Source organism: Pseudoalteromonas sp. NGC95 (genome assembly GCF_015864705.1).
GTDB lineage: Bacteria > Pseudomonadota > Gammaproteobacteria > Enterobacterales > Alteromonadaceae > Pseudoalteromonas > Pseudoalteromonas arctica.
This window is the reverse complement of sequence record NZ_JADYWR010000001.1, coordinates 140,210-157,672: the sequence shown is the minus strand read 5'-3', so window position 1 is coordinate 157,672 and position 17,463 is coordinate 140,210. Positions and strand designations below refer to the sequence as shown.

The 17,463-nt window shown below is 38.8% G+C and carries 18 protein-coding genes; 9 read left to right on the top strand and 9 right to left on the bottom strand.

Going from position 1 to position 17,463, the window contains the following annotated elements:
- Position 1 precedes the first annotated feature (1 nt).
- From I6E70_RS00710 to lpxC, 4 genes are all read left to right on the top strand, one after another.
- Positions 2-781, top strand: coding sequence for a cell division protein FtsQ/DivIB (locus I6E70_RS00710; RefSeq protein ID WP_197187816.1), 780 nt, complete (start codon positions 2-4; stop codon positions 779-781).
- Entirely contained in the window at positions 778-2,010 is a 1,233-nt protein-coding gene (ftsA, locus tag I6E70_RS00705) for a cell division protein FtsA (protein ID WP_007582937.1), read from the top strand. The genes I6E70_RS00710 and ftsA overlap by 4 nt, the downstream gene beginning before the upstream one ends.
- A 21-nt stretch (positions 2,011-2,031) precedes the next feature.
- Positions 2,032-3,279, top strand: coding sequence for a cell division protein FtsZ (gene ftsZ, locus I6E70_RS00700; protein WP_007582938.1), 1,248 nt, complete (start codon positions 2,032-2,034; stop codon positions 3,277-3,279).
- A gap of 106 nt (positions 3,280-3,385) precedes the next feature.
- Complete coding sequence (gene lpxC / locus I6E70_RS00695; RefSeq protein ID WP_007582940.1) at positions 3,386-4,297, top strand: UDP-3-O-acyl-N-acetylglucosamine deacetylase; 912 nt, start codon at positions 3,386-3,388, stop codon at positions 4,295-4,297.
- A 92-nt stretch (positions 4,298-4,389) separates the two neighbouring features.
- On the opposite strand, the gene yjjG is transcribed toward lpxC, so the two are convergent.
- The 3 genes from yjjG to I6E70_RS00680 all read right to left on the bottom strand — a co-directional run bounded on the left by yjjG (position 4,390) and on the right by I6E70_RS00680 (position 6,589).
- Positions 4,390-5,064 (bottom strand): pyrimidine 5'-nucleotidase, encoded by a 675-nt coding sequence (gene yjjG / locus I6E70_RS00690; protein ID WP_010554302.1) that lies wholly within the window; start codon positions 5,062-5,064, stop codon positions 4,390-4,392.
- A 13-nt stretch (positions 5,065-5,077) separates the two neighbouring features.
- The gene (gene yjjX, locus I6E70_RS00685) at positions 5,078-5,623 is read right to left on the bottom strand and encodes an inosine/xanthosine triphosphatase (RefSeq protein ID WP_197101285.1); all 546 of its coding nucleotides are present in this window, start codon (positions 5,621-5,623) and stop codon (positions 5,078-5,080) included.
- A gap of 66 nt (positions 5,624-5,689) precedes the next feature.
- Positions 5,690-6,589 (bottom strand): phosphoribulokinase, encoded by a 900-nt coding sequence (locus I6E70_RS00680; RefSeq protein WP_007579904.1) that lies wholly within the window; start codon positions 6,587-6,589, stop codon positions 5,690-5,692.
- 157 nt (positions 6,590-6,746) lie between these two features.
- Between I6E70_RS00680 and I6E70_RS00675 the strand changes: the two genes are divergently transcribed.
- Positions 6,747-7,622 carry a hypothetical protein gene (locus I6E70_RS00675; protein WP_197187815.1) on the top strand — a complete coding sequence of 292 codons (876 nt, stop codon included), beginning with the start codon at positions 6,747-6,749 and terminating at the stop codon, positions 7,620-7,622.
- A gap of 75 nt (positions 7,623-7,697) precedes the next feature.
- A complete protein-coding gene (locus I6E70_RS00670) occupies positions 7,698-8,063 on the top strand; it encodes a hypothetical protein (protein WP_007579906.1) in 366 nt (121 codons plus the stop codon).
- A 76-nt stretch (positions 8,064-8,139) separates the two neighbouring features.
- Here the strand turns inward: I6E70_RS00670 and I6E70_RS00665 are convergent, their stop codons facing one another.
- The 6 genes from I6E70_RS00665 to I6E70_RS00640 all read right to left on the bottom strand — a co-directional run bounded on the left by I6E70_RS00665 (position 8,140) and on the right by I6E70_RS00640 (position 13,596).
- Complete coding sequence (locus I6E70_RS00665; protein ID WP_197187814.1) at positions 8,140-10,713, bottom strand: M1 family metallopeptidase; 2,574 nt, start codon at positions 10,711-10,713, stop codon at positions 8,140-8,142.
- 148 nt (positions 10,714-10,861) lie between these two features.
- Positions 10,862-11,542: a hypothetical protein gene (locus I6E70_RS00660; protein WP_197101279.1), complete on the bottom strand. Its 681-nt coding sequence runs from the start codon at positions 11,540-11,542 to the stop codon at positions 10,862-10,864.
- 99 nt (positions 11,543-11,641) lie between these two features.
- Positions 11,642-11,992 carry a DUF2750 domain-containing protein gene (locus tag I6E70_RS00655; protein ID WP_007579911.1) on the bottom strand — a complete coding sequence of 117 codons (351 nt, stop codon included), beginning with the start codon at positions 11,990-11,992 and terminating at the stop codon, positions 11,642-11,644.
- A gap of 17 nt (positions 11,993-12,009) precedes the next feature.
- Positions 12,010-12,588: a glutathione S-transferase family protein gene (locus tag I6E70_RS00650; protein ID WP_007579913.1), complete on the bottom strand. Its 579-nt coding sequence runs from the start codon at positions 12,586-12,588 to the stop codon at positions 12,010-12,012.
- A 64-nt stretch (positions 12,589-12,652) separates the two neighbouring features.
- On the bottom strand, positions 12,653-12,934 hold the full coding sequence (locus tag I6E70_RS00645) for a peptidylprolyl isomerase (RefSeq protein WP_002958009.1): 282 nt from the start codon (positions 12,932-12,934) through the stop codon (positions 12,653-12,655).
- Positions 12,935-13,020: 86 nt separating this feature from the next.
- Positions 13,021-13,596 (bottom strand): glutathione peroxidase, encoded by a 576-nt coding sequence (locus I6E70_RS00640; protein ID WP_024609133.1) that lies wholly within the window; start codon positions 13,594-13,596, stop codon positions 13,021-13,023.
- A gap of 81 nt (positions 13,597-13,677) precedes the next feature.
- Between I6E70_RS00640 and I6E70_RS00635 the strand changes: the two genes are divergently transcribed.
- From I6E70_RS00635 to I6E70_RS00625, 3 genes are all read left to right on the top strand, one after another.
- Positions 13,678-14,166, top strand: coding sequence for a GNAT family N-acetyltransferase (locus I6E70_RS00635; protein WP_007579917.1), 489 nt, complete (start codon positions 13,678-13,680; stop codon positions 14,164-14,166).
- Positions 14,167-14,284: 118 nt separating this feature from the next.
- A complete protein-coding gene (locus tag I6E70_RS00630) occupies positions 14,285-16,279 on the top strand; it encodes a hybrid sensor histidine kinase/response regulator (RefSeq protein WP_024590221.1) in 1,995 nt (664 codons plus the stop codon).
- Positions 16,280-16,334: 55 nt separating this feature from the next.
- Positions 16,335-17,462: a response regulator gene (locus I6E70_RS00625; RefSeq protein WP_024590222.1), complete on the top strand. Its 1,128-nt coding sequence runs from the start codon at positions 16,335-16,337 to the stop codon at positions 17,460-17,462.
- Position 17,463: the final 1 nt, after the last annotated feature.

The window sequence follows — 17,463 nt, the reverse complement described above, 5'->3', positions numbered from 1 at the left end:
TATGCATCCCCTTTTAGAAAAAGCTCAGGAAATCAAACTGAAACTTAATTGGTCTCTGATTTTTGGTGTGAGCTTTTTTCTGATAGTTGTAATTGGCTTAGTGCAAATTACAACAGGTGTATCGGATTGGTTAGTTGAAAACAAAGATGCTCAAATTAAGCACCTTACAGTGCAAGGGCAGCCTAAATACACAGATGAAACGGCAATTATAAAAGCGATTAAAAAAGCCGATTTAAGTAGTTTTTTTGAACTTGATGTTAAGCATGTGCAGCAGCTAGTTCAAGACTTACCCTGGGTTGCTACCGCTTCGGTGCGTAAACAATGGCCTGATACTATACAAGTATATGTTGTTGAACATGAAGTAGTAGCACATTGGAATAGCGACTTATTGCTCAACCAAAGTGGTCAGGCATTTCAAGCCAGCAGCGATAAGTTAGATAATGACTTACCGCAGTTATACGGCCCAGAAGGCAGCGAAGAAGAAGCGTGGATTGCTTTTAAGCAATTTGATGAAATGCTAAAAGTTAACGGCTTAACGTTAACAAGTTTGGCATTGTCGGAGCGTTTTTCGTGGCAACTATGGCTAGATAACGGAATACGTTTAAATTTAGGACGTAAAGATAAAGCCAAGCGTGTACAACGTTTTATAGACGTTTATCCACGAATGGAACAACGTGCAGATGCACAAGTAGATACAATAGATTTACGGTATGATACCGGCCTTGCAGTCAGCTTTAAGCCAGTGCAAGAAGAACAATTACAAAATAAGAGTAAGGCATGACTAAGTCAGCAGAAAGAAACCTAGTAATAGGGTTAGACGTTGGCACCTCGAAAGTGGTTGCCACGGTAGGTGAAATCACCGCAGATAACAAGCTCAGCATTGTTGGTGTGGGCAGCCAAGTATCTCATGGTATGGATAAAGGCGGCGTTAACGATTTAAACTTAGTGTCTGAGTCTATTCGCCGAGCAATAGACGAAGCCGAGTTAATGGCTGATTGTCGTATTAGCTCTGTGTATTTGGGTATTTCTGGCAAACATATACAGTGTCAAAATGAAAGTGGCGTGGTGGCAATTAATAACACTGAAGTCACTGACGAAGACATTGAAAATGTAATTCATATTGCGCGTTCTGTGCCTATTTCGGCAGAACGTAAAATGCTGCATGCATTGCCGCAAGAATACAGTATCGACATGCAAGAGGGCATTAAAAACCCACTTGGTATGAGTGGTGTTCGTATGGAAGCGCGTGCACACATTATTACGTGCTCAAACGATATGGCAAAAAATATCGAGAAATGCGTAGAGCGCTGTGGTCTTGAAGTCGATCAACTTATCTTTACTGCATTAGCGTCATGTTATTCTGTACTAACAGATGACGAAAAAGAGCTAGGTGTTGCAGTACTTGATATTGGTGGCGGCACTATGGATATCACCATTTATATTAATGGCGCACTTCGTCACTCTGCGGTTATTCCAGTGGCGGGTAACCAAGTTACTGGTGATATTGCAAAAATATTTCGCACACCTATATCACATGCCGAGTCACTCAAAGTACAATACGCATGTGCTAGTAGCCAAATGGCAAGTAGCGAAGACACAATTGAAGTACCAAGTGTAGGCGGACGACCAGCAAGGTTAATGTCGCGCCATACATTATCTGAGGTGGTAGAGCCTCGTTTTAGAGAATTATTTGAGCTTGCGATGGAAGAAATTCGTCGTTCAGGCTTAGAAGACCAAATTGCGGCAGGTCTCGTTATTACAGGCGGAACTGCTAAAATGACTGGCGCGATGGAAGTGGCAGAAGATATCTTCCAAATGCCAGTAAGAATAGGCAAACCAATCGGGATGGTTGGTTTGACAGACTATGTAGATGATCCTTCGTACGCAACCGCTGTTGGTTTGTTACAATACGGGCGTACCATGCAATCGATGAATGCACAAAAGTCGAAAGCAGAGGATAACAATAATTGGTGGAACCGCATTACTAAATGGTTCCAAGGCGAGTTTTAAGACTCAAGTCGGAGAGTAAACATGTTTGATATAATGGAACAACACAGCGAAGAAGCTGTAATAAAAGTAATCGGCGTGGGCGGTGGTGGCGGTAACGCTGTTGAGCACATGGTTAAACAACAAATCGAAGGCGTGCGTTTTATAGCCGCTAATACGGATGCGCAAGCATTACGTAACTCTGCTGCCGATATTACAGTTCAGCTAGGCACGCAAATAACCTCTGGGTTGGGTGCGGGCGCAAACCCTGAAGTAGGCCGTAAGTCGGCTGAAGAAGATGCAGATACAATTCGTGCCAGCCTTGAAGGCGCCGATATGGTATTTATTGCAGCCGGTATGGGCGGCGGTACAGGTACTGGTGCAGCACCGGTAGTTGCTAAAATTGCTAAAGAACTCGGTATTTTAACCGTTGCAGTTGTAACACGTCCTTTTGATTTTGAAGGTAAAAAACGTGCAGCAGCCGCTGAACAAGGTATTAACGAATTGTCAGAAATTGTAGATTCACTTATTACAATTCCGAACAATAAATTGCTTAAAGTTTTAGGAAAAGGGACTACACTTCTAGATGCCTTCGCTAAAGCTAATGACGTATTATTTGGTGCGGTACAAGGTATAGCAGAGCTAATTACACGTTCTGGTTTAATTAACGTGGATTTCGCCGATGTTAGAACTGTAATGTCTGCAATGGGTACTGCAATGATGGGAACGGCGTCTGCGTCAGGTCCTGATCGTGCACAAGAAGCAGCAGAAGCGGCTATCTCAAGCCCACTACTAGAAGACGTTGATTTAACAGGTGCTAAAGGTATCTTAGTTAATATCACCGCAGGTATGGACATTGCGATTGAAGAATTTGAAATTGTTGGTAATCACGTTAAAGCACTTGCGTCAGAAAACGCAACGGTTGTTGTTGGTGCGGTAATCGACCCAGAAATGACTGATGAGCTACGTGTAACGGTTGTTGCAACTGGCTTAGGCGGCGATCGTCGTCCACAGTTTGGTATTGTTGATAACGGCTTTAAAAAAGCATCAGGTTCTGATGTTGCAAGCACATCAAACCAAACGAGCAGTATGTACGTACCAAGCTTTGCAAGCCAAGATACAAACACTGAAGAAAACACTGCTAAAGCGCAAACGCAAAGCAAAGAAAAAGCGCCTACAACTAGTTCAAGCAGTGCATCAAGCTCTTCAGCACAAAATAGTAAAAAAGCGGATAAATCAGAAGGTGGTGATTATTTTGATATCCCCGCTTTTTTACGTAAGCAGGCTGATTAACATTTAATAATACTTTTGTTTGAAATATGTACAAATATTGAAAGGCAAAAGGATTTATGTTAAAATCCGCCATATAACTGTAACTGATTTAAAAGTGAGCATACCTATGATTAAACAGCGTACGATTGCAGAAGTAGTCAAAGCCATAGGAATTGGACTTCATAAAGGTGAGAAGGTCACAATAACTCTCCGACCTGCGAGCGCAAATACTGGGATTGTATTTCGTCGTGTCGACCTTGATCCGGTTGTTGATTTTGAAACAACACCTGAAGCCGTTGGTGATACGCAGTTGTGTACCTGTTTAATTAACAAAGATGGTGTTCGCTTATCGACTACTGAGCATCTTATTGCAGCCGTTGCTGCAATGGGAATTGATAATCTAATTGTAGAATTAGATAGCTCAGAAGTGCCGATTATGGATGGTAGTGCATTACCATTCATATATCTGTTACAAAAAGGCGGAATCGAAGAGCAAAACGTTGCTAAACGCTTTATCCGTATTAAAGAAAAAGTACGCATTGAAGAAGGTGATAAGTGGGCTGAAGTTGAACCATATGATGGTTTTCATATCGACTTTGAGATTGCATTTAACCACCCAGCTATCAATGAAAGTCGCCAACGTATTGGGTTGGATATAACAACGCAAAGCTTTATTGAAGAAATTAGCCGTGCGCGTACTTTTGGATTTATGAAAGATATTGAATACATGCATGCAAACAACCTAGCGCTAGGTGGTAGCATGGATAGTGCTGTGGTACTTGATGAGTTCAAAGTGTTAAATCCTAACGGTTTACGTTATAGCGACGAGTTTGTTAAGCACAAGATATTAGACTGTGTTGGTGACATGTTTATGACAGGCCATAACCTTTTAGGGAAAGTAACTGCATTTAAATCGGGTCATGATTTAAATAATAAATTACTTCGTAAAATTATGGCTACAGAGTCAGCATGGGAGTGGGCAACATTTGAAACGCCTGTGACGATGCCTGCACCCGGTCTTGAGTTAGCTCCAGCCTAAAAGCAGTAAAAGAGCAGCTCGAAAAACAGTTATAAAAAATGACGCTAATTAGCGTCATTTTTTTGCGTGAAATTTAATAGCTCTATACTTTATTATAACTCCAAAAGAGCTTGTAACTGATTTAAACTAGCTACGGTATAGGTTGGCTTTATTCCGTCGGCTAATTGCTCACCAGGGTGCTGTAACCAGCAAGTATCAATACCAGCATTGTTGCCGCCAAGTATGTCACTTGCAGCAGTATCACCCACCATAAGTATCTCGCTTTTATCTGGGTTACCCATTAGCTCAAATGTGTGCTCGAAAATCGCTTTATTCGGTTTTGCTATACCTACAAGTTCAGATATAACTAACCATTCAAACATATCTTTTAAGCCAGTATGCTCAAGGCGTACGGTTTGTAAGCGGGCAAATCCGTTAGTAATAATACCTAATCTAGCATTTGGCTTAAGTTTATTTAAAAGCTCAATAGCACCAGGTAATGGCTCGCAAATTTGCGCCATAGAATCTAAAAAAGCATCGTTTAGCTCTTTTGCTGGCACATTAAGTTTTGAAGCCCACTCATTAAAGCGTGTTACTTGTAAGTAATCTGCGCTAATAGTGCCATTTTGATAATCAACCCACAGCTGCTTATTGGTTTTTTGATAATGAATATAATCGTCTTGGCTAAAATCTACGTTGTAAGCTTTAAACATGCGAGTCATGCCCGCTAAAATATCAAACCTAAATAAGGTTTCGTCTGCATCAAACAATACATAGTTGTACTTCATTAAATTTCCTAAATTAATTTGTTTGGCCGTATAGCTCAGGGTGTAAAAAAGGCGCCATAGCTAAAGTGAGTGCTTGTGTATAGGTACTTTCGCGCGTGGCATGATTGTTGGTAAGTAGACCAATAGCGCCACCTTTTTGTTTAACGTTGGTGGTATTAAATGCTTTGTCCATTACATCGCCAAGTTCTTCACCTTTAAGTAATGCATTATAAAGTACTTGGGGTAGAGGAAGGTTGCTGCTACGCCCTACAACTTGATCTAAGGCATTATCAATAACAACGTAAGCAAAGGTTGCTGCACCATAGCTAAATTGCTCTGCACCGCCTTCCATTGCAACGTAATAGTGAGCTTGGTGGTGCTTTTTGCAATAATTAACACGGTTTTGCGCGCCAATACGTGTTTCGTCTTCGCCAATAGGCTGATCGGGCACGTCTGAGGGAGCATTCACACCTTCACAGTCAATGATACATTCTGGAAAATACATAGTAAAAATATGTTTAGCGGCATTTATTTTTACAGGATTTTTAGAACCGACAATAATTTTTAATTGTTGTGACATGCTGATCTCACCTTGAGCAAAATCAGCAGTGTACGTGAGTTAGCTTTAACAAAAAAGAGTCGGTAATCAAATAGGTAAATCGAGTGGTGCTAGGTTTTCCAGTGCACGCTTTTTCAAAATAATATCTTTAATTAATGGGGTAAGCACAAGCTCCATAGCCAAGCCCATTTTACCGCCTGGTACTACAAGTGTATTTATACGAGACATAAAACTGCCTTCGATCATGCGTAAATAATAAGGAAAATCAACATCATCAATACCCCTAAAGCGAATAACTACAAAGCTTTCATCAAGAGATGGAATATCTTTGGCGCTAAATGGATTTGAGGTATCAACAGTAGGCACCCGCTGAAAATTAATATGGGTACGAGAAAACTGCGGGGTAATATGATTTATATAGTCATCCATACTGCGCACAATAGAGCCCATAACCGCTTCGCGAGAATGGCCTCGTTCGGATGTATCGCGTATTAATTTTTGAATCCACTCAAGGTTAATAATTGGAACCATGCCTATTAATAAATCGACATGCTTTGCTACGTCTACATCTTGATCAACTACGCCGCCGTGTAACCCTTCATAAAACAATATATCAGTATTACTATCAAGGTCTTGCCAAGGAGTAAATGTACCCGGTAATTGATTATATGGGACGGCTTCATCAAAGGTGTGTAAGTATCGGCGTAACTTACCTTGGCCTGTTTCACTATAGTTTTCAAACAACGCTTCTAAAGCACCAAAGTCATTTGCTTCTCGGCCAAAGTAACTAATGTGTTTATTTTCTTGTTGTGCTTCACGTACTTTTTTATCCATTTCAGGGCGAGTGTAACGATGAAAGCTATCTCCTTCGATAAAAGCCGCTTCAATATTAAGGCTACGGAAAATATGTTTAATTGCATTGGTTGTGGTGGTTGTACCCGCACCAGACGAACCCGTAATCGCAATAATAGGATTTTTAGCTGACATGTTAATTCTCTTTTTTAGGACCAGGTTTTATAACCAGACTAAACTTAACATTATTTTAAGCCGTTTGGGTATCTTAAGAGTTGACTGACTTAGCTCAAGTGACGTCATCAGCAAATAACGTTATCATGAGGTGCTTAAAATTAAAACGAGAGAAAGCATGAAACTTATTAAACCATTACTTGGGATATTTTCTATAGCAGCGCTTAGCCCAATTATGGCGCAGGCTAGCATGCCAAAAAGCCAAGTATTACTTGCTGATTTAAATACGCCTTATGGGGTACAAGTTAATATAGTGAGTGATAAAAACAGTTATAACAACCAACCGCACTTAACAAGTACAGGTTTATACTTTACTCATGAGGTGACTGCAGGTGACCAAAACCAAACCGATATTGCTTATTACGATTTAACATCAAAAAAAGTTATTAATATCAGTAACTCTCCCGTAAGCGAATATTCACCAACGGTTATGCCAAGTGGTGATGCAGTATCAGCGATTGTTGTAGAGGCAGATGGTAAGCAAAAACTGTGGCAATACCCACTCAAAAGCGAAGATGCGCCAAGTCGTATTTTTGATTGGATTGAACCTGTTGGGTACCATGCATGGGGTGTTCAAAATGATTTAGTAATGTTTATTTTAGGAAAGCCTCACACTCTTCAATATACTTCTGTTGCACAAGCGAAGGGGAAAATAGCTGCCAGTAATATTGGCCGAACGCTTATTTATAACAACTCTACAGCTGCATTTTTATTTAGTTACACTAAAAACGAGCAACATATTTTAGCGAGTTTTAATCCACAGGATAAACAAGTTGAAGACCTACTAAGGTTACCTGCTCAAGTTCAAGATTTTATTTTGAAAGATGATGAAACTATCGCTTATGCTATTAAAAACCGCGTTTATCAGCGTAAACTTGATGGAAGTGATGAAGTATCGCAATGGCTTAATTTAAGCACCTACTGCGAAACAAATATAACAAGAATGAGTTACAACAATGAAAAACTCGCTTTTGTATGTGATATAACGCAGTAAAGCAGACAAATAAATTCAGATTTTATTGTGTGTATGCGTTAATCTAATACGCAAATTAACTAATAGGGATTACACGTGGCTTATAGTGCAGACGAGCTGACAGAACAGCTCATTAAATTACAGTGTAGAAGTAATTTTAAGATTAAAAATATTGCAGAGTACATGTTAGTAAACTCTAAAGAAGCATTTTATACCCACAGCGAAAGCGGCAAGGGTAAAATAGTAATTCGCCCAGCATTTGAGGTGTTTAGCGATGACTTTAGTGATATTGATGGCGTAACTCGTGCGCAAGGCTACTTTCATAGCAGCGAGATGACACGCTTTCCTACACGTATTTTTAAAAGTGCTCAGCCTATTCACTACGGTGTGGCGTTTAAAATAAATTCTGAGCAAGCAGCCAAAGACTTTATAGCCAAGCTAACGATGATTATTGGTAACTAGTAAAACATAAACGTAAAAAGCCGCTGAATTTATATTCAGCGGCTTTTGTGTTTTTATAGCTTAATAAACCTAAGGGTTACTTACTTTTTAAGAAGCTATTAACCGATTCAAGTTCACGTGTTTTAAGCGCAATACAATCGTTTGTGCTTTCTTCAAGCTTACTTAATGTACGAGCGTAACCGGCTACATCGGCTACTTTTTCGTTAAAAAAGGTCTTTGTTTTAGCTAAGCTTTCTGCATTACAACTCGCCGTTGTAAAGTACGGTAAGTTAGGAATAAAGAAAGGCGGTAAGCTTGCTGTTACTTTATCGTAGTTACTGTAAACCCAGTCAATAAATAACGCTTGGCGCTCATCTGTATAACTTTGACCTGACAAAATAGTACGCATGTCAGATGCAGTTACTTCATCCGTTAAGCTATAAGCTAATACCGCTTTTTGTAATTCAGGTTTGCCAAAAAAGCCCATTGCAGCAAGCATGTTAGTGCGTACTTGTGGATCTTTCGTTGTTTTAAACGTTGTCATGAATTGATCAAGCAGCGCTTTGTCACCATGAAAAGCAGCAAGAGTTAAGTACGTACCGGCTAAGTAAGGGTCTACTTTTTGTGGATCATTTAAATAAACTTGTGTTTGTTCTTTCGCTTTACTGATTACGTTTTGATCTTCACCATCAAAACCTAAGCGTGATACAACGGCCGCACGAAGTTGTGCAATAGCTCCGTCTTCTCCCGCTTTAGCTTCTAAACCATATTTTTTAGCTGCAGGCGTTACTGCATTACGAATAAATTCAGGCCATAGGTCTTTATTGCTATCGTCTTTAAAAGTACGTTGTTGCGATACTAAGTAACCTAGCGCGGTATTTGCTACGCGAGGGTGGCTATCGCTTACGAACACTTCAAGTGTTTGCATTAACTTAGCAGCAGATATAACACCAGCGTCAAGTAGTGCATCAGTAGCCGATAACAACGCTAAGCGTTCACGGTCACTCAGTACGCTTGGCGCCTTTTCAACAAGTGCGCTAAATTGTGCGTCATCCATTACCCAGCGGTAGTAGCCTAGTGCACCTTGGTCAGGATAAATCCATTCTGGTTCAAAGTCTAAGTCTAGTGTTTGGCTTTGTTTATTAAGTAATACATTTGCTGTTTTTACTTTATCGCCAGCACCATATTTAATTGCAACCGGTACATTCCATAACTGCTCTGGCGCATCAACGCCTGCATTTACAAAGCGGCTTTGTGAAATAGTTACTTTGCTACCTTGTTGAGTTACTTTAACTAGTGGGAAAGAAGACTGTTCAATAAACGATTTTAAAACACTCGCTACGTCTTTATTTGATGCTTTACCAAGTGCTTCCCATAAGTCGGCCGCTTCAGCATTTTTATATGAAAACTCTTTTAAGTAGCTTTGAATACCTTTTTGGAATGCATCTTCGCCAATCCAGTTTTCAACCATAGCAAGTACTGAGCTGCCTTTACTGTAAGCTAGACCTAAACCGTCCATAATGTCGGCTTCGGTTTTAATTGGCTTACGAATAGGCTTGGTGCTTAGGCGTGCATCAAGTGCCATTACGTTATTTTGCGGCAGGTCTAAGTGCGATTCAAACTCAGGGTTAAGCTGCTTAGTAATTTTTGCAGCCATCCAGCTAGCAAACGCTTCGTTTAACCATAAGTCGTTCCACCATTTCATGGTTACTAAGTTACCGTACCATTGGTGAGCAAGTTCGTGAGCAATAATTGATACATTACGTTGTTTCTTACTGCGTGTTGCGGCAGCTAAATCAACCAATAAAATATCTTCTCTGTAGGTCACTAAGCCTGAGTTTTCCATTGCGCCAAATGGAAATTCTGGTACAGCTACTGAGTCTAATTTTTTGTAAACGTAAGGAATACCAAAATACGCTTCAAGTGCGCCCAGTACTTTTGGCATGTTTTCTTTAGCGTATTGGGCTAAGTGGATTTTACCTTGTGGGGTAATTACACGACCAGGAATTGGCATGCCTTTAATTTCTAATTCTTCAAACGGGCCAACAGCCATCGCTACTAGGTATGAAGGGATTGGCGGTGTTTTATCAAAGTAGTGTGTGGTCATATCGCCATTAACGATTGCTTTAAGCTCTGGCGTATTTGAATATACTTTTTGTGATGTAGGCGCAGTAATCGTTAACTGAAATGGAATTTTGTAACTTGGCTCGTCAAAAACAGGAAATGCACGGCGTGCATCACTCATTTCAAATTGAGTAAATAAGTAAGGAGTGCCTTGGTCTAATGTTTTGTATAAACCAACACTTTGACGGTTATATGGCGCTGAAAAATCAACTTTAAGTGTGTATTTACCTGGTTGAATTTGCTCATCACAGCTAAATTTTACTTTACCTGTTTTAAGCATTTCATTGTTTAAATCACAGTTTTCATCACCAAGCAGTTGCGCCATTTTAACAGCGTAAGCTACGCCATTTAACTCAATGTATTTTGTTGGCTTTAGTACTTCTAGGGAAATCTCAGTCATCCCTGTGAATGTATCTTGGCTCGGGTCGAGTGTTAACGACACCTGTTGTGAACTTGGTTTTGCGAGTTTTTCAATAACGAATTCGTTAGCGTTTGCAGCACCCATTGCTAAAGCAACGCTCACTGTTAAGAGGCTTTTAAGAAACATAGTGATCCCTAGATTGTTGTTGTTAGAAACTACCCTAAATAGGCTTTTTTATGCTCATATAATTAGGGGGTTAGATATCCTAACAGTTTTTTTAAATAGAGTAATTGATTATAACGGTGACTTTAAGGGGAAATAGTAACAAAGTTTGTCAGTGGCTTTCGCGTGTTATAAAACGCTGCCAATGCAGGTGTGAGTTAATAATACGTATTTGTTGGACAACGGTATTTAATAAGTAGGTATCGCTAAACACATCGTGTGGATACTCGTTAAAACCCATCAAGTAATTAAAAGCGTCTTTAGAGTTAGCTTGTAGGGCGTATATACGCACTTGTTGCTCAAAGTTAAGACGAAGACTGCTTATTGCTGTTTTCATACCGAGTTGATCTACGTTTGGTATATCACATTTTTGCAGATAACCGGCTCGCTCACCTTCGCCTGAAAACCAAATGCGGACTTTTTCACTGTACCTGCCAGTTTTAGCCGGTAAGTCGAACATTAATCGGTGTTGGTTTTGCGATTTGATGAACGTTATATATTCATTAAATCCAGCATTTATAAGTGCTTGATGTACAGGAACTAAGCGAGGTTTTATTTTACCGTGGGTATGAAAATTAAAGCATAAGACGTTTTTTTCAAGGGACAGATCATCAAGCGTTAAATAACCAACCTCATCGCTATAAGCACCACTATAATATGCAATTAAAGGGAGCCAAAAATGCCAGTGTTTTGGTTGCTCTCGTGCAACTTTAAAATCACCGTATATATATCCATTATAAAGAGTGTGCAGTTCCATGGCTGAAAAGGGCCGGCGACCAAGATGGGTTTTCAACGTAATACCTTGAAAATAATGATGTGTTTTATTTTATACCCAACTAGCAGTAGATGCTAGTCGGGTTTTATCCGCTTTTAGAGTAAAGCGTATAAAGTATTATTCACTCAATGCGCGAGCTAAACCTGTAGGTTCAATTTCTGCACATACTTGGTCGTCATTCCAATTGATACCAACAAGTGCGTTATCTTCATTTAAGTCTTCAACCCATGCATCTAAAAATTCATCAAGGTTGATTTCTACTGGGCTGTAATCTTTCCACTCTTCTTTACACTGTGCTTTAGCTGCTGCTTCACTTTCCCAAAGCAGTAGTACGTCAGTTTCGTCAAATTGGTTAGAATCGCACACTACAAAGCCATTATCTTCTGCACCAAGTGCCCAAATTACTTCGCTAACACGTACTTTTTCTACGAAGTTAACTAGTTGTGATTCAATTTCGATATCGCTCATGTGTTTACCCTTTTAAATTAGTGACGAGGATTGGTGTCTATTGCTGCTTGGCGCTCGTCATATTGCTTATGAAAAGCAACAAGCGCTGAATGCTGACTAAAGTCAGCTAATTCGCGAAAGCAAATCCAATCAAGCAGGCAGTATAAACTGATGTTGAGGTATTCACAGCTTTTAAATTCTTCATCGCTTAAATGGGTATTTAAAAAGCTTAATGTTTGTTCAATACGTTCGTTTTGCAGATTAAAAAATAATTTATCGCTTTTGGTGTCAAATCCAGAACGTTTACATAACACCATTTCTACTAACGAATCGTTACAAGCATTTATAGTCGTAAGTAAGTGCTCTTGAGGCCACGTTAGTTTTGGCTGACCTGTTTTTTCAAGTAAATAACGCAATATAGAATTAGAGTCACTAAGAGTTAAGTCGCCATCTACCAGTATTGGGATTTTTCGAGCTGGATTTTTACTGGCCATAGTAGGGCGATCTTGCTCAGAAAATATATCGAGACTTACAAGCTCTAGTTTGCAGCTGTTTTGTTGTGCCCAAATTCTAATGCGGCGCACGTAAGGTGAAGGTACAGAACCAATTAATTGCATAATTACTCCATAAAAAAGCCGCATAAGCGGCTTTTATCAAATGTTACTTACAGTACAGTTAAATTTATTCTGAACGGCTAGTAACTTCAAGTAAATGATAACCAAATTGAGTTTGCACAGGGCCTTGTACTTGATTAATTGGCGCAGAAAACACAACTTTATCAAACTCTGGAACCATCATACCAGGGCCAAACTCACCAAGAGCACCGCCATCCTGACCTGAAGGACAATTAGAATGTGCTTTTGCTAGTTCAGCAAAGTCTTCGCCTTGCTCAATTTTTGTTTTTAAGTCTAAGCATTGTGCTTCACTGTCTACAAGTATATGTCGTGCGCTTGCTACTGTCATAAAATCTCCCGAGTATAGTGTGGTGTTTTTTTAACCGAATTGAAATGTCATTCTAGTTAGTTTCAACTAATTGTACCAGTATAAACTTATTTATCAGAAAACGCAGTTTCAATTGCAGTAATCATTTGCTCTGAATTAGGTGCCACTTTGCTGTTAAACCGTAAAACTGTTTTACGATCAGCAGACACTAAGTATTTATAAAAGTTCCAATTTGGAGAGCTAGTTTGCTCATTCAAATATTTAAAAATTGGATTTGCTTCGCTACCACGAACTTTGCTGGTGGCAAACATGGGAAAAGTTACACCATAATTTACAAAGCATACTTTCGCTGTTTCTTTTTCATTGTCTTCTTCTTGAAAAAAGTCATCAGAGGGGAACCCTAATACGACTAAACCTTGCTCTTTGTATTGTTGATATAGCGCTTCAAGGCCTTTAAATTGATATGTAAAACCACAATTACTTGCCGTGTTTACTATTAACAAAGGTTTATTTTTAAATTGGCACAAGTTAATAGATTCTTTTGAGCGAAGCTTTCGTATATCTACATTGGTAAAATCTTGGCAGTCCTGTGTAGAGGTTTTATTTATGGTTGATGGTGTTTGAGCTTGAAGGGGAGCATTAATAAGTAAAGCCGTTAAACCTATTATAATTATTTTAAGCATTACATTACCTAAACTTTACGATTGTTTGATTGGATAATCATACGCTAATATGGAACAAATTGATCAACCCTCTAATGACCTATGACAATCCGTTTAGCAACTATTAATGATCTTAATGAAATTGTAGCCATTTACAACGAAACTATTGCAGGGCGAATGGTAACTGCAGATACGCAAGAAGTGAGCGTTGACGAAAAGCGTGACTGGTTTAATAGCCACAACGATAAAAGGCCTATTTACGTTTACTGCGAAAATAACCAAGTACTTGCTTGGGTAAGTTATAAATCGTTTTATGGGCGCCCAGCTTACGACGGCACAGTAGAAATGAGCATTTACATTACCAGTAAAGCGCAAGGTAAAGGGCTTGGTAAAAAGCTAATGATATTTGCTCAAACACAAGCTAAGCAATTAAATATTAAAGTATTACTCGGCTTTATTTTTAGTCATAACTTACCGAGTGTTAAATTGTTTAAGCATTTTGATTTTGCAATATGGGGTGAGTTGCCAAGCGTTGCCATAATGGATGATAAGGCGTATAGCCTTACTATTTTTGGAAAACATCTGGAATAAATTATTTTTCATAATGTTGTAATATTTTTTACAAAATAAGACGAAGGGTTTATGCCAATTAAATAAAAATAGTCTACGCTATTAACATATTAAGTTTATTAATTTGAAGTGTAGCTTGATGATTCGAAAAATATTAATTGTTGATAGTAGCAGTGTCATCGCAATGCGTGTGAAAGTGCTTTTAGAATTAATAGGATGTGAAGTCGAATTAATTCATTTCAGCATGCTAGACATGTATACCAATATAGGCGACTACGACTTAGTTGTTGTTGCCCATGGTGTGCCTGTTGATTCTATAAAACCGCTTGTTAGCCAAGTAGCGCAAGAGCGTTTTATGCTGCTTGCTCCAAAAGCACAAAGTGGTGAGCAACTAACTGCGTTTAGTGAGCTAAATCATGTTGCGCCTGACGCAACCGTGATATATCCATTTTTTTCTAATAAAGAAATTACTTCTCTTTTAGAGAGCTTACTAGAATTAGGCTCTAATCATATTTTGCAATTACCCGCTATTTTACTCGTCGATCATGTTCCTGAGCGCCTCGAAAAAATGAAAAGCAGCTTGATCGGTGCTCATATCGAGACCCATACAGCAACCACCTCTGCAGAAGCTTTAGAAATTACGAAAGAAAAGCAAATCGATATACTGATAAGTGATTTTGTTTTAGATGACGGAACCGGTTTAGAAATTTTTTCAAACTTAAAAATAATGCAACCACATTGCCGTTGCTTATTATTTACCTCACGTCCCGATCAAGTTTCAATGATTGAAGCTATTCGTCAAGGTGTAGAAGACGTACTTATTAAGCCATTGAACGACAGCTCATTATTACAATCAATACATAAACTGTGGCAAACAGAGCTATTAAAACGCCATAACGCAGAACTTGTCGAAAGGCTACAAGATACAGTTGATGCCCTGATTGAAAAAGACAGCCTACTTCAGGTTATTTATAAGCATACGCCCGATGCAATTATGTTGTTTGAGAAATGCGGTAGAGTGATAGAAGCTAATGATGCCTGTTTAAAACTATTTAACTTACCGTTTAACGAACTCGAAGGGAAATCAGTATTTAGCTTTTTAGATGATGATTCAACATTAGGTATTAAAAATAAAATATCGACATTAAATAGTAATCGCCAATTTAGTTGCGACTTACGTTTATCTAAAACAGCTGGGGGCTATATACCGCTAGTGGGATCTTTTAATGAGATAGATCATCACGGAGAAATAGCACTTGCCGTAATATTTAAAAATGTAACCCACCTTAAGCAAAAAGAAGATTTACTACTTGAAGCAAAAGATATCCTTGAAGAGCAAGTAAGAGCGCGTACTTCACAGCTTGAACATGCAAAAAATATTGCTGAAGCTGCAAATTTAAGTAAATCAGAATTTTTAGCAAATATGTCGCATGAACTTCGCACACCAATGCATTCGATTTTAAGTTTTTCACGTTTTGGTTTAAGCAAATTAGAAACTGGAGATTTTGCAAAAGAGAAACTAATTAAATACCTATCGCGAATAGAGAGTAGTGGTGAGCGTTTACTGTCGTTACTAAATAATTTACTCGACCTATCTAAGCTAGATGTGGGTAAGTTTCCATTTAATCCTCGTCCATATAATTTAGCGAACATTATAAAAACAAGTATTGATGATGTATCTGGTACGGCAATGGAAAAAGAAATTGAGGTTGTATTCACCGCGCAGCCGCTACCTGTAATTTCGCAGTGTGATGAAGAGCAAATAAACCAGTTACTTCGAAACGTATTAGGTAATGCACTCAAATTTAGTGAACCAAAAAGTAAAATACAGATAAATTTAGAGTCAGATAGTCGATTTGCTACCATAGAGGTTACCGATAGTGGGGTCGGCATCCCAGAAGATGAGCTGGAGCATATTTTTACTAAGTTTGTACAAAGCAGTAAAACAAATAGCGGTGCCGGTGGTACAGGATTGGGCCTTGCATTGTGTAGAGAGTTTGTATCTTTACACCAAGGAGAGATCACTGCACGTAACAACGAAAATGGTGGTGCAACTATATCTATACAGGTGCCATTAGAAATAAATCTAGATGATCATTTGGCTGAAGATCAATTAATACAACACAGTAATTAATTGCTAGTTAGCATACCAAGTAACTTTTTTTGAGAATTTGAATGGATGATAAATTATGGCCTTAACTAAAATACTTGCCGTTGATGACGAACCCTTTAACCTTGAAATTATTGAGGAGATTTTAGAGGATCTTGATTTTGAATTACAAGTAGCAACAAGTGGTCCTGAGTGTTTAAACATGGTTGAAGGCTATATGCCTCAGGTTATATTGCTCGACGTAAGTATGCCGCAAATGAACGGCTATGAAGTATGTAAGGCACTTAAAGCAAACCCAAATACAGCACACATTATTGTTATGTTTGTGTCTGCTCGTGGCACAGTTGAAGAGCGCATGGAAGGCTACTCGGTTGGTGCAGAAGACTATATTGTAAAACCCTTTGGCCATGATGAACTTAAGTCAAAGCTTAAAAATTTAAACCAAGTACTTGTTGAAAAACAAAGCCTTGAAAAGCAAGTTGAAGATGCTACATCAACTGCATTTAATGCCATGGCTAACAGCAGTGAAATGGGGCAGATAGTTAACTACGTTGAAAACATAGGCTTTATTAACGACCCTCAAGAGCTAGGTAAAGCGCTTATAGATTGCCTACAATCTTTTGATTTGCAAAGTAATGTTGAGTTTAGAGAGAACGATGAAATTAGTCACTTTGCATTAAGTGGCGTGTGTTCACCTATTGTGGTGGAGCTATTTGAAATGCTTAAAAACAAAGGGCGTTTACATGAATTTTCGCATCGAATTTTAGTTAACTATGAATTGATTAGCTTACTTATTTTAAATATGCCCGATCACGATCCAGATAAACACGGGCGTATACGCGACCACGTATGTTTTATTGTCAGTGTTACCGAGCAGCAACTACGCGCCATCATGACTAAGAAAATGCTTGAATCACAACAAGCAAAACTTAATGCCGTAGCAAGTACAGTTCACAGTAAGTTTCATGGCTTAATTAGCTTATTGAATGACAACCGTCAAAACAACGAAAAAGTGTTTAAACAGTTACAAGAAGAGCTCGAAGAACGTATCCCATCAATGGGATTAGATGAAGATCAGGAGGTGTTTATTTATAAAAAAGTAGATGAAACTATCCAAAACTCAGTGGCCAGAGAGGAGTCTGTTAAAAAGGTAAAAGCAGCTTTTGCTGAAATTGAGCAAGACCTGTCATTGCTTTTAAAGAGCTAAA

Excerpts from the sequence above, each read along its gene's own strand:
- I6E70_RS00710 (WP_197187816.1), top strand. The coding sequence starts at position 2 with ATGCATCCCCTTTTAGAAAAAGCTCAGGAAATCAAACTGAAACTTAAT.
- ftsA (WP_007582937.1), top strand. The coding sequence starts at position 778 with ATGACTAAGTCAGCAGAAAGAAACCTAGTAATAGGGTTAGACGTTGGC.
- ftsZ (WP_007582938.1), top strand. The coding sequence starts at position 2,032 with ATGTTTGATATAATGGAACAACACAGCGAAGAAGCTGTAATAAAAGTA.
- lpxC (WP_007582940.1), top strand. The coding sequence starts at position 3,386 with ATGATTAAACAGCGTACGATTGCAGAAGTAGTCAAAGCCATAGGAATT.
- yjjG (WP_010554302.1), bottom strand. The coding sequence starts at position 5,064 with ATGAAGTACAACTATGTATTGTTTGATGCAGACGAAACCTTATTTAGG.
- yjjX (WP_197101285.1), bottom strand. The coding sequence starts at position 5,623 with ATGTCACAACAATTAAAAATTATTGTCGGTTCTAAAAATCCTGTAAAA.
- I6E70_RS00680 (WP_007579904.1), bottom strand. The coding sequence starts at position 6,589 with ATGTCAGCTAAAAATCCTATTATTGCGATTACGGGTTCGTCTGGTGCG.
- I6E70_RS00675 (WP_197187815.1), top strand. The coding sequence starts at position 6,747 with ATGAAACTTATTAAACCATTACTTGGGATATTTTCTATAGCAGCGCTT.
- I6E70_RS00665 (WP_197187814.1), bottom strand. The coding sequence starts at position 10,713 with ATGTTTCTTAAAAGCCTCTTAACAGTGAGCGTTGCTTTAGCAATGGGT.
- I6E70_RS00655 (WP_007579911.1), bottom strand. The coding sequence starts at position 11,992 with ATGAGCGATATCGAAATTGAATCACAACTAGTTAACTTCGTAGAAAAA.
- I6E70_RS00650 (WP_007579913.1), bottom strand. The coding sequence starts at position 12,588 with ATGCAATTAATTGGTTCTGTACCTTCACCTTACGTGCGCCGCATTAGA.
- I6E70_RS00645 (WP_002958009.1), bottom strand. The coding sequence starts at position 12,934 with ATGACAGTAGCAAGCGCACGACATATACTTGTAGACAGTGAAGCACAA.
- I6E70_RS00640 (WP_024609133.1), bottom strand. The coding sequence starts at position 13,596 with ATGCTTAAAATAATTATAATAGGTTTAACGGCTTTACTTATTAATGCT.
- I6E70_RS00635 (WP_007579917.1), top strand. The coding sequence starts at position 13,678 with ATGACAATCCGTTTAGCAACTATTAATGATCTTAATGAAATTGTAGCC.
- I6E70_RS00630 (WP_024590221.1), top strand. The coding sequence starts at position 14,285 with ATGATTCGAAAAATATTAATTGTTGATAGTAGCAGTGTCATCGCAATG.
- I6E70_RS00625 (WP_024590222.1), top strand. The coding sequence starts at position 16,335 with ATGGCCTTAACTAAAATACTTGCCGTTGATGACGAACCCTTTAACCTT.